Origin of the sequence: Hyphomonas sp., assembly GCF_965284475.1 — a bacterium.
Classification (GTDB): domain Bacteria; phylum Pseudomonadota; class Alphaproteobacteria; order Caulobacterales; family Hyphomonadaceae; genus Hyphomonas.
The window spans coordinates 388,656-404,489 of sequence record NZ_OZ260087.1 but is presented as its reverse complement, the minus strand read 5'-3'; the positions used below and the strand labels follow the sequence as shown (position 1 = coordinate 404,489).

The following is a 15,834-nucleotide window of genomic DNA, read 5'->3' as shown; positions in this document are numbered from 1 at the left end:
GCGTGCGACCTGCATGCCGCACCTCGCCGGACGGGGCAAGTTCAGGCGTCGCTCTCGCGCGCTTTTGCGATGCGCGCCGCGCGTCCGGTGACGACGGCATCCTTGCCAAACTTCGCACGGGCGGCGTCCGATGCGCGTTCGGCGGCAGCGCGCTTGGCAATTCTGGGATCGAGCAGGTCAACGGAATCGGAGCGGTGATCGTGCAGGTTCGCGAGGCCTATGCCGATGAGGCGGAAGCGTTCGCGGCCATTGGCTTCGCGGGCAAGAAGGGGCCGTGCGGCGCGGAACATCTCCTGCGCCAGCTGGGTCGGCTCGGCCAGCGAGATGCGGCGGGTGAGGGCGCGGAAATTGCTTGTCTTGAGCTTCAGCGTGACGACAAATCCCACGACACCGGCAGATTTTGCCCTGTCGGCCGTCTTGACGCAGAGCTGCCAGAGCTGGTCTTCCAGGGCGGCAGAATCGCTGAGGTCGGTGCGGAACGTGGTCTCGCTGGAGACGGACTTGCGTTCCTCGTCATTGCGCACAGGGCGGTTGTCGAGACCGTGGGCGCGTTGTTTCAGCCACATTCCGGTCTCGCCATAGCGGGCGATCAGGGCCTTGAGCTCCGTGTTCTGGATGTCGTGCACGGTCTCGAAGCCGTCGCGCGTGAGCTTCTGGGCGAATTTCGGGCCGACCCCGTGCAGGAAGTCGATGGGTTTCGGACCAAGCAGCGCCTCGGCCTCTTCCGGTGCGATGACGGCGAAGCCGCGCGGTTTGTCGAGTTCGCTGGCTGTCTTGGCGAGGAACTTGTTGGAGGAGAGGCCGATCGAGACCGTGATACCGACATCGCGCTCGATGTCGCGGGCGAGGCGGGCAAGGCTCACGGCAGGCGGGGCATGGTGCATGGTCTCGGTGCCGGAGAGGTCCATATAGGCTTCGTCAATCGACACGGGCTGAACCAGGGGGGTAAGAGCGTCCATTTTCTCGCGAATAAGGGTGGCGGCCTCGCGATATTTGTCAAAGTGCGAGCCGATCACGACCGCGTCCGGACAGAGCTTCAGCGCCGTGAACATCGGCATGGCCGAGCGCACGCCGTAGAGGCGGGCGATGTAGCAGCAGGTGGAGACGACACCGCGCTGGCCGCCGCCGACAATGACCGGCTTGTCCCTGAGGCTCGGATCGTCGCGCTTCTCGATGGCCGCGAAGAAGGCATCACAGTCCAGATGGGCTATGCTGAGCCGTTTCAGGGCAGGATGGCACAGAATGCGGCCCCGTCCGCAATTCGGACAGGCGGCTGCAGCACCCTGCTGCAGATGCAGGCATTCGCGGCAAAGTGCATACATTTCAAGAATGTTCATGCCATGTTCCGCGATTCAGGGCAATGAAGTGTACGACCCCGCGTAAAGCGGTGTTAAGCATTTGGGGTATAGCTGGACCGGATCGATTAATATCCGGCCGAATCATTAGCAGCTACGGGGAATTATGGCGGAGAAGCGCACCAGAAAAGTGCTGGTTGTTGAGGATAATGAACTCAACATGCGCCTGTTTTGCGACTTGCTCGATGCCTATGGATTCGACACGTATCAGTGCCGCGATGGCGCCAAGGCGGTCGAGATTGCCCGCCGGGAACTGCCTGACCTCATCATCATGGACATCCAGCTGCCGGAAGTGTCGGGCCTGGATATCACGCGCTGGCTGAAGGATGACGACAAGGTGGCGCACATTCCGGTGCTGGCCGTCACGGCCTTTGCCATGCGCGCCGACGAACAGCGCGTGCGCGAAGCCGGTTGCGAAGGCTACCTGTCCAAGCCGATACAGATCATGACCTTCATCAAGGCGGTCGAATCGCTGATGCCGAAGGAGCCGGCATGAGTGCCCGTATCCTGGTTGTTGACGATATCGAAGCCAATCGCCGCCTGCTGCAGGCCAAGCTTGAAGCGCACTATTTCACCGTCATGCACGCCGAGAATGGCCAGCAGGCGCTGGACATTGCCCGCGCCGAGCTGCCGGAAATCATCCTGCTTGATGTGATGATGCCGGGCATGGACGGTTTCGAGACATGCCTGCACCTGAAAGCCGACCCGCGTACATCATACATTCCCGTTGTCATGGTGACGGCGCTCAGCGATGCCGAGGACCGTATCCGCGGGCTGGATGTGGGCGCGGAAGACTTCCTGACCAAGCCGGTGGATGATTTCGCGCTGATGTCCCGCATGGGCGCGCTGATGCGCTACAATGCCGTTGCTTCTGAATTGCGCCAGCGTCAGGCGCGTGGCCTGAAGGCCGGTGCCGTTGACGTGATCAGCGAAGAAGAGCTCAACCGCCCGGCGCGTGTCTTCGTCGTCGATGATAATCCCCGCACCTCGCTGCGCATGGCCAACATGCTGCGCGAAGCCGGTCATGTGGCGACGACCCTGCTTGAGGCAGGGGACATGTCGAACCTGGCAGAGCTGGGCGTCGATATCATGATCCTGTCGCTCTCGGCACAGGTCTTCGACCCTCTGAAGCTCTGCGCGCACTTCAAGATGACCGAGGCGACGCGGGCAATTTCGATCATCCTTGTCTGCGACCAGTCCGAGCGGATCAAGGCCGGCAAGGGCCTGGATATCGGCGCGAGCGATGTCATCATTTCGCCGGTCGACCGGCAGGAGCTGATGGCACGGGTACGCACGCAGGCGCGGCGGTCACGCTATATCGACCTGCTTCGCAAGCGTGTGGACCGGGGCCTGGAACTGTCAGTGATCGACCAGCTGACCGGATTGTACAATCGCCGCTACATGGTGAGCCAGCTGCAGCAGCTGATGCATCGCGCGGTGATGGGCGGCAAGCCCGTGTCGGTCCTGATGTGCGACATCGATCATTTCAAGTCGGTCAATGATACGTACGGCCATGATGCGGGTGACGAAGTGCTGGTCGAAGTGGCCGGCCGGTTGCGCGAGAATGTGCGGCCAATGGACGTTGTCTGCCGTCCGGGCGGCGAGGAGTTTCTCGTGATCATGCCCGACACGCCGGGTGACCTTGCCTGCGCGGCCGGAGAACGCATCCGCCGGGCCGTGGCCAGCCAGCCGTTCAGGGTCAGCGGCGGACAGCGCGAGATATCAATAACGCTGAGCGCGGGCGTCTCGACGATTGCCGGCGAGCAGGACACAATGGCCGAACTGACAAAGCGCGCGGACACGGCGCTCTACCAGGCCAAGTCAGCGGGCCGGAACCGTGTCGAAAGCCTTGCCGCCTGATTGACTTGACGCGCGATGCGGCCCAGTTGGGCCGTCAAAATGGCTGACGCAGGTTGCAGGACATGACAGACCGCTTTGCCGCGTTCAGGCACCTTTCCTATAGCCGCTATTTCACGTCCCGCTTCTTTACCGCCTTTGCCGCGCAGATCGTTTCGGTGTCTGTCGCCTGGCAGATCTATGACGAGACGCTGAACCCGATCTATCTTGGCTGGATCGGGCTGGTGCAGTTCCTGCCGGCGCTTGTGCTGGTCTTCGTAACGGGCTTTGCCGCCGACACGTTCGGGCGGCGTCTGGTGATGGGCCTGTCGATCCTGGTCGAGATGGCGTGTGCGGCGGGCATCCTGTTCCTGGCGGTGACACAGCAGTTCCATCCGGTCTGGGTGCTGGCCATTCTCACCGTGTTCGGCGTGGCGCGGGCCTTCCTGTCGCCGGCCTCGGCCAGCCTCGCCGTGAATGTCGTGCCGAAGGAAGACTTTGCCAACGCAGTCGGGTGGACGGCGTCTGCCTGGCAGATGGCATCGATCATCGGCCCGGTCGTGGGCAGCCTGCTGTACGGGCTGGCCCCCTGGATTGCCTATTCCACGGCGGTGACACTGTTCGCTGTGGCGGCGACGCTGATCTTCTCGATCCCCAAGCCGCCGCAGAACGTGTCGAGCGAGCCGAAGACGCTGGGCATGGTGCTGGGCGGGTTTGCCTATGTCTGGAAGCAAAAGATCGTTCTGGGGGCGATCTCGCTGGACCTGTTCGCCGTGCTGTTGGGCGGCGCGGTAGCGCTGATGCCGGTCTATGCGCGCGACATCCTTCAGGTTGGCGAGACGGGGCTGGGCCTGATGCGCGCGGCGCCGGGCATAGGCGCGCTGATTGTGACGGCGGTGATCACGGCGTTTCCGATCCGCGACCATGCCGGGATCATCCTGTTCGTCTGCGTGGCGCTGTTTGGCCTGTCGACCGTGGTGTTCGGGCATTCGACGGCGGCATGGCTGTCGATCCTGGCGCTGGTCTGTGTCGGGGCGTTCGATATGGTGTCGGTCTATATCCGTGAAGTGCTGCTGCAGCTGTGGACGCCGGACCAGGTGCGCGGGCGGGTCAATGCCGTCAATTCCATCTTCCTGGGCGCATCGAACGAGCTGGGCGAGGCAAGGGCGGGATTCATGGCGGCCAAGTGGGGGGCGGTGTTCACGGTTGTGGCGGGGGGCTATGCGGCGGTGGGCGTGGCGGCAGCATGGGCGGCCCTGTTCCCCGGCATCCGCAAGGCGCGCAACCTGCATGATGGCAATCCGGACACCTGAGCCCGCAATTGCAAAAAGCCCGCTTTCGCAAGCGGGCCTTCACAAAATACATGGATAAACAAGGATCTTACTTGATCTTGCCTTCCTTGAATTCGACGTGCTTCTTGACCACGGGGTCATACTTCTTGAGCACGAGCTTTTCAGTCTTCGTGCGCGGGTTCTTCTTGGTGACGTAGAAGAATCCGGTGTCGGCCGTCGAATTGAGGCGGATCTTGATAGTGGCTGGTTTGGCCATGGGATTGGCTCGCTTGTGCTAGCGTCTGAAACTGGAAAGCGGCTTAATGACGGGGCCCGGCCGGGAAGTCAAGCAGTGTTCCTGCGCTAAAGCCTGTCGGTCGTATGGCCATTGCGTGTCCAGCGCAGGAAGGGCGGGCCTTTGTCTGCCGTAGGCCTGGCCAGCCGTTCGTCGATCTCGCCCAGCATGAAGCGTGTAACCGAGGGCAGGTCGAGGTCCAGCGCATCAGACAAGGTCACCCATTGCAGGTCTGACAGCTCGGCGCCGTCGACGGGCGGGCGCGTGTCGATCAGGGCGTCTTCCGCGTCGGCCATGAAGAACCGGGCATCAAAGCGTTTGGGCCTGTAGGGCGGGGTGATGGCGCGGCCAATGAACTGGAAGGACTGGAGGCAGGGCATCACGCCCTCGCTGTAATAGCGGTCCCAGCCCTGGGGCGGCTTGCCCGTCGCCTGGCCCTCGCGGCCGACAATCAGGCCCGTCTCTTCGAACGTCTCGCGGATGGCGGTCAGGGCGAAGGCGTGCGGGGCCCGGCGGGTGCCGATGGCGAGCTTGGTGGCGACGGGGGTGGCAAGCGGTGTGAGCGTCGGCGCGCGGGCGTCGTGGGGGTCTACCCGGCCGCCTGGGAACACATACTTGTCCGGCATGAAGCTGTGCCGGCCGGACCGCTTGCCGAGCAGGACGCGCGGCGCGGGGCCGTCGCGGCGGACCAGGATCAGCGTAGCGGCATCCTTTGGGCGCGGGCTGCGCTGGCTGGTCAGGATGACGTCGCCATCATCCTCCTTGTCATAGGCAGATTTCAGACCCGGCAAGCGCGTGTTCATCTTTTTGGTCCCTTGGCCCGGCTTGTTCTCTTGTGCTTGGGGAGCGTTTTCTTGTTGAACTTTGGCTTGCCGGAACGGGGAGGTCCACCCTTACGGCGGGGAACGTGGCCAAGATCCATGTTGCGCCGCTGTTCCTTGCGGCCTTCCGGTGCGGGCATGGGATCGGACAGCATCTGCAGCAGCAGGCCGCCCTGCAGGGGTGTGACTTCCTTCAGCTTCACCCGGACGGTCTGGCCGAGGCTGTAAGTGTCGCCGCTGCCACGGGCATAGAGCGCCATCGCCGCTTCGTCCTGGACCCAGTAATCATTCGAGATCGAGGAGATCGGGATGAAGCCGTCCGCGCCGACGCCAGCGAGCTGGACGAACAGGCCAGACCCGGTGACGCCGGTGATCCGGCCCTCGAACTCAACGCCGACCCGGTCTTTCAGGAAGATTGCGAGATAGCGGTCGGTGGCTTCACGTTCGGCAGCCATCGAGCGGCGCTCTGTATCGGAAATGTGCTGGGCGGTCTGTTCCAGCTGCGAGGCGGCTTCCTTGCTGAGGCCATCGGGGCCGAGCTTCAGGGCCGAGATCAGGGCACGGTGCACGATCGTGTCGGCATAGCGGCGGATCGGTGAGGTGAAGTGGGCATAGCGCACGAGGTTGAGGCCGAAATGGCCAAGGTTTTCCTCGCTATAGATGGCCTGGGCCTGCGTGCGCAGGATCATCTGGGTGACCATCTGGTCGTATTCGCCGTCTTTCAGTTCGCCGAGCAGCTTGTTGAACTTATGCGTCTGGGGCCGTTCGCCAACCGACCATTTCAGTTCGATGGTCTGCAGGAATTCGGCGAAGGCTGCGATCTTGGCATCGGTCGGCGTGTCGTGGACGCGGTAGATGAGCGGGCTTTTCTGGCGCTCCAGCGTTTCGGCTGCGGCGACATTGGCCTGGATCATCATTTCCTCGATCAGGCGGTGAGCCTCGAGGCGTTCCTTGGTGTATATCCCTTCGATTTCGCCATTCGCCTTGAACTGGATACGGCGTTCAGGAAGGTCGAGATCGAGCGGGGCGCGCTTGTCCCGCGCCTTGGCGAGGGCGGCATAGGCGCCCCATAGCGGCTTGAGTACCTCCTCCAGCATCTCGCCGGCCTTGCCGCCGGGCTTGCCGTCAATGGCGGCCTGCGCCTCTTCGTAGGACAGCTTGGCAGCCGATTTCATCATGCCGCGAATGAAGCGGTGGGAGCGTTTGTGGCCATCACTGCCGAAGATCATTTCGACGGCCAGCGTGCGGCGCAGTTCGCCTTCCTTCAGCGAGCATTCGTCGGCCGACAACTCGAAGGGCAGCATGGGTACGACGCGGTCGGGGAAATAGGTAGAGTTGCCGCGCTTGAGGGCTTCCTTGTCGAGGGGCGAGCCCTCGGTGACATAGGCGGCGACATCGGCAATGGCCACGATGACCCGCCAGCCATCGTCCAGCTTCTCGGCATAGACGGCATCATCATGGTCGCGCGCATCATGCGGGTCGATGGTGATGAGCGGGATTTGGGTGAGGTCTTCACGCTCGCTGGGTGCCGGGTGCGGGTTGCGCGCCTGTTCGAGGGCAGCTTCCGGAAATTCGGTGGGGATGTCATGTGCGTGGATGGCGAGCAGGCTGGCCGAGCGCGGATCGGAAATGTGGCCGATGATCTCGGTGATCTCGCCGAGCGCCGGGCCATAATGGCGCCGACCCTGGGGCTTGGGTTCGGCGATCACGAGGTCGCCATCCTTGGCGCCGAGCGTGTCAGCCTCCTGGATCACGAATTCGCGGCGCTCCTTGCGGCTGGCGGGCGCAACCTTGCCGCCGCGCGGGCCCGTGGAATAGAGGCCGATCAGACGGTCCGAGAGGCGCTTTTCGAAAATCGTGATGGAGCGGGCGCGCCATTCGCCGTCGCGTTCGCTGATCTTGCAGAGCGCCCGGTCGCCAATACCGGGGGCTTTCGCCTTCGGCTTGCCGGACGGGCCGGCATAGATGATGTCGGGGCCGAACGGGCCATTGTCGCCGATGGACTTGCCGATCAGGTCGCCCTGCTTGTCGACATGGGTGAACTCGACGACGCCGGTGGGCGGGGGACGGTCAGCCTGGGCCCAGGCGCGCTTGCCGGTACGCTCAAGCGTGCCTTCAGCCTCGAGTTCCTTGAGGATGGCGCGAAGAACATTGCGTTCCTCGCCCTTGACCCGGAGGCCCTTGGCGATGGCTTGCTTCGTGGTGGCGGTGGGGTTGTCCCGAATGTAATCGAGGACAGTCTGTTTATCTGGAAATGTCATGTGTGTGGATATAGGGGATTCTTACAGGAAAGGCTTGTGGGAAATGCCTACGCGCCGTCCTCGTAGAAATGGGCCAGCTGTGCGTAAACGCGCGGAAAATGGTCTTGCAGCATGTCCGGTTGCTCGAAATAGGCTTCCGTTGTGCGTGCGAAGAATTCGGCGTGACTTGTCGCAGCGGCGGGGTCAATCGGCGTCGGGACGCCATAGTCCAGTCGTGCGCGGAGGACGTCGCGTTCCTCCTCCATCACTTTGGCCCATGTGGCGTGGCATTGGGTGGAAAGCAAGGCCGGTGTGCTGTTGGTGCGCAGAGGCGGGCTGTCGAGGCGGTGGGCGAATTCGTGCAGCATGCGCGTGATGCCTGCGGCGGATGTGGCGCCATCCCGCCTGATTTCGGCCCAGTCAATGTCCATGTGGCCCCAGCGAAAATGGCGCGCCTTTCCGCCCGGACGCGGGCTAATGCCGTTCGCATGGATGACGATGCGCAGGCCGATATGGAAGCGATCCTGTTGGCGGTTCAAGAGCAGAAGGCAGGCGTGGGATGCAACTTTTAGGGGAGCGTCCGGCGTTGGGTCCTTTGGGCAGGCATCGCGGAATTCGACATCATGCAGGAATTGCCGGACAAGGCGTGTCAGCCGTTTCTGTCGCGGAATCGACAGTTTCTCCGCAAGCGGGAGGGCCGCACCTATCTGACTGTCGAGTCGTGTTTGTCCGCCCATGGAGCGGGCCTATACAATCAGTGGATTAAAAAGTCTCCTAGAAAGAGAAATTTATTCGCGTTCGTCTTGCCGTGTCAGCGGGTCCACAGGCGTGAGAGCGAAGGCGCCGGCCTGCCGGCCCCAGGTGCCGGTGAGGATTTCGTAGTGGAGGTGGCGGGGGATGCGGTAGGCCGCCGTGTTGCCCATGGTGCCGATGATCTGGCCGGAGGTGACGGTGTCGCCTTCGGAGAAGCCTGTGGGCCTTGCGAGATGGGCGTAACGGGTGAAGACGCCGTGGCCATGGTCGATGACCAGCATGTTGCCGTAATCGTTGCGGTAATGCGCCTCGCGTACCACGCCGTCGCCCGCCGCAAAGATGGCGACCGGATCGCGATGGTAGAGGTCGATGCCGGCATGGACCTGGCCATTGCGGTGGCCGAAACCTGAGGAAAAGCAGGCCCGTTCGACCGGCGCGCGGGCAAGGGTGACCTGATTGACCCGGACGGTGGCGGTGTAGCCGATAATGTGCAGCGCGAGGTCCGCTGACGGGGCGTTGGCGATGCCGAGCCGTGGGCAGAGCGACAGGGAGACGGGGAAGTCGTAGATTACCGGCAGGGCCTGTTGGGGCGGCGGCGTGGCAACGATGACCTCTTCCATTAGGGGAGGCAGCGATGGCGGGCCCTGCAGCGCAAGGATCCACGCCACACAGGCCGCAATGGCCGCATAGGGGAAGATCTGGCGGGGCGAGAGGCGCATCGCGTTATGTCCATGCCGTGCCTTGCGGGCCCGGCCCGGATCAGTCGGCCTTCTTCGCGGCGGGCTTTTTCCTGGCTGCCGGTTTCTTTTTGGCTGCAGGCTTTTTCGCCGGGGCTTTTTTCTTGGCAGGGCCGGCCGCCGCGCGGGCGTTTACCAGTTCCACGGCCTGTTCCAGCGTGATCGTCTCGGGCGCCATCTCTTTCGGGATCGTGGCGTTGACCTTGCCATGCTTCACATACGGCCCGTAGCGGCCGGCGAAGACCTGGACCGGCTCACCGTCTGCGTGCTTGCCGAGTTCCTTCAGCGGCGTGGCGCCGCCGCGTCCACGACCCGGATTGGCCTTCTTGTCCTCGATCAGCGCCACGGCGCGGTTGAGGCCGATGGCGAAGACATCCGCCGGGTCTTTCAGGTTCGCATAGGTCTTGCCGTGCTGAACGTAGGGGCCAAAGCGGCCGAAATTGGCGAGGATCGGCTCATTGTCTTCCGGGTGGCGGCCGACTTCGCGCGGCAGCATCAGCAGCTCCACGGCGCGATCGAGGGTGAGATCCTCCGGCTTTTCCTTCTCGGCCTTGGTGAGCGAGGCGCGTTTCGGCTTCTCGCCATTCGCCATTTCGACATAGGGGCCGAAGCGGCCGGTCTTGAGATAGATCATCTCGCCGGTTTCCGGGTGCAGGCCGATCTCGTTGCCGTCGGGATTGATCGCGGCGGCGGCGTCGCCATCGGCGCTGAACTGGCGGGTGAACTTGCAGTCCGGGTGGCGCGAGCAGCCGACGAAGGCGCCGAACCGGCCGAGCTTCATCGAGAGTTCGCCCTCCTTGCAGAGCGGGCACTGGCGCGGGTTTTCGACAGGATTACCGTCAGCGTCCTGGCGCGGAAAGACATAGGCGCCAAGCGTCTCGTTGAGGGCGTCAAGCACGGCAGAGACGCGCAACTCCTTGGTGCCGTCAATATCTGACGCGAACTGTTTCCAGAACTCGTGCAGGAAGGCTTTCCAGTCGAGCTTGCCATCGGAAATGACGTCGAGTTTCTCCTCCAGGCCTGCGGTGAAATCATACTCCACATAGCGGGCGAAGAAGTTTTCGAGGAAGGCGGTGACTAGGCGGCCCTTGTCTTCGGGAATCAGGGCCTTGCCTTCGATGCGGACATAGCCGCGGTCTTCCAGCGTCGACATTGTGGACGCATAGGTGGACGGCCGGCCGATGCCGAGTTCCTCGAGGCGCTTGACAAGGCTGGCCTCGGTATAGCGCGGGGGCGGCTGGGTGAAGGACTGGTTGGCGTCGGCCTTGAGCAGGTCTGCGTGCTGTCCCTGTTCCATCTTGGGCAGGCGGCCTTCGGCATCGTCATCATCGTCGCCGGCATCATGGCCTTCGGTATAGAGCTTGATGAAGCCGTCAAATACGAGGACCTGGCCGGTGGCGCGCAGCTGGGCGCGCTGGTCTTTCGACAGGAGGTCGATCGTGGTGCGCTCGAAGAGGGCGGTTTCCATCTGGCTGGCCACAGCGCGGCGCCAGATCAGGGTGTAGAGCTTCTTCAGGTCGCCGTCGCCGTGATAGTCTTCCGGACGGACGTTGAAATCTGTCGGGCGGACGGCCTCGTGGGCCTCCTGCGCGTTCTTGGCCTTGGAGGAATAGCGCCGCGTGTTTTCCGGCAGGTAGCGGGCGCCATAGTTCGACTTGATCATGGTGCGCGCTGCGGCATAGGCCTCTTCGGCCATGTTGACACCGTCGGTCCGCATATAGGTGATGCGGCCTTCTTCATACAGTTTCTGGGCCGCCTGCATGGTGCGCTTGGCGCCAAAGCCGAGCTTGCGGCTGGCTTCCTGCTGGAGCGTCGAGGTGATGAAGGGCGGTGGCGGGTTGCGCTTGACGGGCTTGGCTTCCACGCTGGACACTGAATAGCCGCCGGTCTTGACGATCTCGAGCGCCTTGTCAGCGTCGCCCTTGTTGCCGAGGGTAAACTTTTTCAGCGTGTCGCCATCCATGGCGTGGAGGCGGGCCTCGAAATCGGTGCCGTCCGGGGCGCGCAGCGTGGCGGCGATATTCCAGTATTCCTGCGGACGGAACAGTTCGATCTCGTTCTCGCGGTCGCAGACGATGCGCAGGGCCACCGACTGCACGCGGCCGGCCGAGCGGCTGCCGGGCAGCTTGCGCCAGAGGACGGGGGAGAGGTTGAAGCCGACAAGATAGTCGAGGGCGCGGCGCGCCAGATAGGCGTCAACCAGTTCCTGGTCGATCTGGCGCGGGTGCTCCATGGCCGTGGTAACGGCGTTCTTGGTGATCGCGTTGAACACGACGCGCTCGACATGCACGTCCTTCTTCAGGGCGCGGCGCTTCTTGAGGGCCTCGACCAGGTGCCAGGAAATGGCTTCGCCTTCGCGGTCCGGGTCGGTCGCGAGGATGAGCGTGTCGGAGTCTTTGAGGGCATTCACGATGTCCGTGATGCGCTTGGCAGACTTGGAATCAGCCTCCCAGACCATCTCGAAATCATTCTCGGGATCGACCGATCCGTTCTTCGACGGGAGGTCGCGGATGTGTCCGTAGGAGGCGAGAACCTTGTAGTCCTTGCCGAGATATTTGTTGATCGTTTTAGCCTTCGCGGGCGACTCGACGACGACAAGTTTCATGGGGGCACCTCTTCAAGGGCGGGAGTGATGGGGGGTGCGGGCGCTATATGTCAAGGCCGGAACTGGTTCAGCCATCTTCCCGATAGGCGAGCCATGTGAGGGTGCAGAAGAGCACAAACAAGGGCGGGCTCCACGCCGCAACAATTGGCGGTGCTGCGCCTGTGGCCCCGAGACTCGACGAAAACTGCGTGAAAAAATAGAGGCCGACCGCGAGCATCGTGCCGACTGCGAGCAGCTGCGATGTGCCGCCAAGACGTGACAGGCGCAGGCAGACGATCGCGCCGATCAGGCCCATGGCGACGAACAGGGCAGGGGTCGCCATCAACGTGTACCAGCGCATCGTGTAGCGCGAGGCATCAAGGCCAGCGGCCCGTGTCTGGCTGACAAAACGCGGCAGGCGCCAGAAGCCGATCGTATTGGGCGAGGCGAACTTGTCGAGCAGCGTGACAGCATCGAGCGATGTCGGGATGGCCAGGTTCGGTTTGCGCTCGGGTGGAAGGTTCGGGACGTTCTCGACGACGTTCTCGAGCTGCCAGAAGCCATCGCGCAGGTAAGCGCGGTCCGCGTCGATGCGGCGGACGAAGGCATAGTCATTGGTTGGCCGGCTGCCTGAAAAAAGGCGTTCTTCCTCAATCATCTTCACGTCGATCAGCACGATTCCGCCATCTTCCACGCGATCGGCATGGATGACGATCTGGCTCGTGTCGTCGCCCTGACGCAGCCAGACGCCGGTATCGGAGACGGTCATTGCCATACGGCCTTCATTCAGCAGGCGGGCCCGCTCAAGCTCGAAGGATTCCGTCAGCCTGGCGGCAAAGGGATTGAGGATCGTGGTGGTGAAAATGCCCAGCGCCAGCGCCAGCACGATGACCGGGGCGAGGAAGCGCCAGGCCGAGATGCCGCTGGCGCGGATGATGGAGAGTTCCGATCGCCGGTTGAGACGCGTGAAGGCCAGCATGGAGGCCACAAGAATCGCGAAGGGCAGCGTCTGTTCCATGATCAGCGGCAGCTTCATCAGCGACAGGCGCAGAGCGCCGGCAAGGCTGAGCTTCACGTCGCTGCCGATCGTGCGCAATTGTTCCACCACGTCGATCATCAGGATGGCGAGCAGGAGCACGCCCAGCACGAGCGCGAGACCGGAGAGGCATTCGCGCAGGATGTAACGCTGGATGCGGGAGAAGGTGAAACTCATGCTGGCACCGGATCATCTGATCTGCGGCGGCTGCTGTCCGGCGGCTCCACCCGGCCGATCTTGCGGCCGCGATGAAAATAGATGTAGCCGAGCCCGCCAATGACGGTGACCGGCAGCAGCCATTGCAGGATGTTCAGCGTGGGGTCGTTGCCTGCGGCCGATTGCAGCGCGAGTTGTACGATGAGCACGAAGATGGCGCCCGCGCCGGCAAACGCGATGCGCTTGCCATAGCCTTTGCGGCTGAAATCACCCCCGAGAACGGCGAAGACCGCGATCAGGGCCATGACGATGTTCAGCATGGGCGTGGTCAGTCGGGCATGGGCCTCTGCAAGCAGGTTGTCGGCTTCCTTGGCTTCGAAATAGTTTGATCGGTCAACGAAGAAGAGTTCGTGGAGATATTTGTCGGACGCCTTCAGGACGAGGTCGGAATCCTCCTTCATGAAGTCGGTCAGGTCGAACATGTACTGGTCGAATTCCAGGATCGAGAGCTGCTGGTTTTCGTCCAGCTGCTGGCTGGTAGCGTCGCGCAGGAGGAGGGTGGGGCGCCCTTCGACTTCGACGAGGGCGGCGCTGCGGGCAAGAATGTCGGTCGGGAATTCCGGATCGGTCATGTCCGAGATGAGCACGCCGCGCAGCTCGCCATTGATCAGGTCACGGGCATAGAAGGTGAGGCGTTCCCCGTTCGATGTGAACTGGCCGGGGCGGATGAGGGCTGCGGCAAGGTCGGCGCGGGCCTCCGAGACGGTCTCGCGCATGGCCCGCTGAGCCGAGGGCTGGACCCAGAGATTGACCGCCAGGTGCGCGACGGCGCAGAGGGCGGCGAGGCGCATGATCGGCGAGGCGATCTGCCACGGCGTCATGCCGGCGGCCTGGGCGACCACGATCTCGCTGTCCTTGTGGATGCGGTTGAGCGACCAGACACCCGCCACGAACAGGGCGAGCGGCGTGAGCAGGGCGATAACCTGCGGCGCGCCCAGCATGACGATATAGAAGTAAGTCAGGGCCGACTGGCGGTTTTCGAGGATGAGATCGGTGCGCGCGAGGCCTTGCGCGAGCAGGGCGAGCATGGCCAGACCCCCGACGATGATGACGACCGCGCGCAGGACTTCATAGAAAAGATAGGTCTGGACTTTGCTCATACGCTCAAGTGGACAATAAATTCCGGCATTCTGCCCGATATGGGGCATGCTTTTTTCTTAGCTAACGAGTTGCGCTGCGCCCGTCGACGTTTAGTTTCCGTCACAAATGGAGAATACACACATGAAGATTTCTTTCGCCGACGCCGCCAAGGCCGATATCGTCGCATTCATCATTGATGAGGGAGAGGGCCTGCCGACCGCAGCGGCGGCTCTGGACGCGGCGTCTGGCGGCCTGCTGACCGAGGCACTTTCAGGCGCCCGCTTTGACGGCAAGAAGGACCAGCAGGCGGTTGTCGTGCTGCCGAAAGGCGGCGAAGCGCGCCGGGCCGTGCTGATCGGCGGCGGCAAGGTGAAGAAGCGCGATGCGCGCATCTGGGAGTCGATTGGTGCAAATCTGGTGAAATCGCATGCCTGCGGCGGGTTCAAGTCGCTGGCCGTGCATGCCGGGTCTGCCGAGGATGCGGCGCGTGTGGCGCTGGGCGCAAAGCTGGCTGCCTATCGGTTCGATACCTATTTCACCAAGCTGAAGGCCGACCAGAAGCCGAGCCTGACCTCCGTGACGCTGGTGGTGGATGATGCCAAGGCCGCCAATGCCGCGTTCGGACCGCTGGATGCCGCCGCCGAAGGCACGAATATGGCGCGTGACCTGGTGAACCTGCCGCCGAACGACCTCTATCCGGAGAGCTTTGCCGGCCGCCTGAAAGACCTGTCCGAATTCGGTGTCGAGGTGGAAATCCTCGGCGAGAAGGAGATGAAGAAGCTGGGCATGAATGCGCTGCTGGGTGTAGGCCAGGGCTCGCGCCGGGAAAGCCAGCTGGGTGTGATGAAATGGAATGGCGGCAAGCCGGGCGAGGATCCGGTGATCCTGGTCGGCAAGGGCGTCTGCTTCGACACAGGCGGCATCTCGCTGAAGCCGGGACCGGGCATGGAAGACATGCGCGGCGACATGGGCGGCGCAGCAGCGGTGACGGGCGCGATGCGCGCGCTGGCCCAGCGCAAGGCGAAGGTGAATGTCGTGGGCCTCGTTGGCCTCGTCGAGAACATGCCGGACGGCGATGCGATCCGCCCGGGCGACATCCTGACATCCGCCTCCGGCCAGACGATCGAAGTGCAGAACACGGACGCGGAAGGGCGTCTCGTGCTGTGCGATGTGCTCTGGTATGCGCAGGAGCATTTCAGGCCGAAGGCCATTGTCGACCTTGCGACGCTGACCGGCGCCATCGTGATCTCGCTCGGCCACCATCATGCCGGCCTGTTCACGGGCAGCGACGACCTGGCCGACGAGCTGAGCAAGGCGGGAATTTTCGAGGGCGAGCGCGTGTGGCGCCTGCCGATGGGGCCGGAATATGACAGCCTGCTGAAATCCAAGTTTGCCGACATGCGCAATATTGGCGGCCGGGCGGCCGGCTCGATCACGGCGGCGCAGTTCCTGAAGCGCTTCGTGAAGGACGGCGTGAAATGGGCGCACCTCGATATTGCGGGCGTCGCCTGGGTCGAAGGGCACAAGGAGGCGATTGACGTGACCTGGGCCTCCGGCTTCGGCCCGCGCCTGCTCGACCGCTGGATCGCGCAGAATTACGAGGACTAGCC

Annotated in this window: 13 protein-coding genes; 4 read left to right on the top strand and 9 right to left on the bottom strand. The window is 63.2% G+C overall.

Annotated features, from left to right (window positions below; translation table 11 throughout):
* Positions 1-41 precede the first annotated feature (41 nt).
* Positions 42-1,337, bottom strand: coding sequence for a DNA polymerase IV (locus ACQ66M_RS01720; protein WP_350175026.1), 1,296 nt, complete (start codon positions 1,335-1,337; stop codon positions 42-44).
* A 124-nt stretch (positions 1,338-1,461) separates the two neighbouring features.
* Here ACQ66M_RS01720 and ACQ66M_RS01715 point away from each other — a divergent pair, with 124 nt between their 5' ends.
* The 3 genes from ACQ66M_RS01715 (at position 1,462) to ACQ66M_RS01705 (ending at position 4,504) form a co-directional block, all read left to right on the top strand.
* Positions 1,462-1,851, top strand: a complete 390-nt coding sequence (locus tag ACQ66M_RS01715) for a response regulator (RefSeq protein ID WP_045695059.1) — start codon at positions 1,462-1,464, stop codon at positions 1,849-1,851.
* A complete protein-coding gene (locus ACQ66M_RS01710; protein WP_350175023.1) occupies positions 1,848-3,215 on the top strand; it encodes a PleD family two-component system response regulator in 1,368 nt (455 codons plus the stop codon). The genes ACQ66M_RS01715 and ACQ66M_RS01710 overlap by 4 nt, the downstream gene beginning before the upstream one ends.
* A gap of 62 nt (positions 3,216-3,277) precedes the next feature.
* The gene (locus tag ACQ66M_RS01705) at positions 3,278-4,504 is read left to right on the top strand and encodes an MFS transporter (RefSeq protein ID WP_350175021.1); all 1,227 of its coding nucleotides are present in this window, start codon (positions 3,278-3,280) and stop codon (positions 4,502-4,504) included.
* A 67-nt stretch (positions 4,505-4,571) separates the two neighbouring features.
* Here ACQ66M_RS01705 and rpmG read toward each other — a convergent pair whose 3' ends face one another.
* The 8 genes from rpmG to ACQ66M_RS01665 all read right to left on the bottom strand — a co-directional run bounded on the left by rpmG (position 4,572) and on the right by ACQ66M_RS01665 (position 14,244).
* Positions 4,572-4,739, bottom strand: coding sequence for a 50S ribosomal protein L33 (rpmG, locus tag ACQ66M_RS01700; protein WP_350175019.1), 168 nt, complete (start codon positions 4,737-4,739; stop codon positions 4,572-4,574).
* An 86-nt stretch (positions 4,740-4,825) separates the two neighbouring features.
* On the bottom strand, positions 4,826-5,560 hold the full coding sequence (locus ACQ66M_RS01695; protein WP_350175017.1) for an NUDIX hydrolase: 735 nt from the start codon (positions 5,558-5,560) through the stop codon (positions 4,826-4,828).
* Positions 5,557-7,839 (bottom strand): ribonuclease R, encoded by a 2,283-nt coding sequence (gene rnr / locus ACQ66M_RS01690; RefSeq protein ID WP_350175015.1) that lies wholly within the window; start codon positions 7,837-7,839, stop codon positions 5,557-5,559. Before rnr ends, ACQ66M_RS01695 begins: the two co-directional genes overlap by 4 nt.
* 47 nt (positions 7,840-7,886) lie before the next feature.
* Complete coding sequence (locus ACQ66M_RS01685; protein ID WP_430401510.1) at positions 7,887-8,555, bottom strand: zinc-dependent peptidase; 669 nt, start codon at positions 8,553-8,555, stop codon at positions 7,887-7,889.
* Between the two features lie 51 nt (positions 8,556-8,606).
* Positions 8,607-9,290 (bottom strand): M23 family metallopeptidase, encoded by a 684-nt coding sequence (locus tag ACQ66M_RS01680; RefSeq protein ID WP_430401509.1) that lies wholly within the window; start codon positions 9,288-9,290, stop codon positions 8,607-8,609.
* 40 nt (positions 9,291-9,330) lie between these two features.
* Positions 9,331-11,913, bottom strand: coding sequence for a type I DNA topoisomerase (topA, locus tag ACQ66M_RS01675; RefSeq protein WP_430401508.1), 2,583 nt, complete (start codon positions 11,911-11,913; stop codon positions 9,331-9,333).
* Positions 11,914-11,980: 67 nt separating this feature from the next.
* Positions 11,981-13,105, bottom strand: coding sequence for an LPS export ABC transporter permease LptG (gene lptG, locus ACQ66M_RS01670; protein ID WP_350175007.1), 1,125 nt, complete (start codon positions 13,103-13,105; stop codon positions 11,981-11,983).
* Positions 13,102-14,244 (bottom strand): LptF/LptG family permease, encoded by a 1,143-nt coding sequence (locus ACQ66M_RS01665; RefSeq protein ID WP_430401507.1) that lies wholly within the window; start codon positions 14,242-14,244, stop codon positions 13,102-13,104. Before ACQ66M_RS01665 ends, lptG begins: the two co-directional genes overlap by 4 nt.
* Before the next feature lie 121 nt (positions 14,245-14,365).
* Here ACQ66M_RS01665 and ACQ66M_RS01660 point away from each other — a divergent pair, with 121 nt between their 5' ends.
* On the top strand, positions 14,366-15,832 hold the full coding sequence (locus ACQ66M_RS01660; protein WP_430401506.1) for a leucyl aminopeptidase: 1,467 nt from the start codon (positions 14,366-14,368) through the stop codon (positions 15,830-15,832).
* The last annotated feature ends 2 nt before the right edge of the window (positions 15,833-15,834 follow it).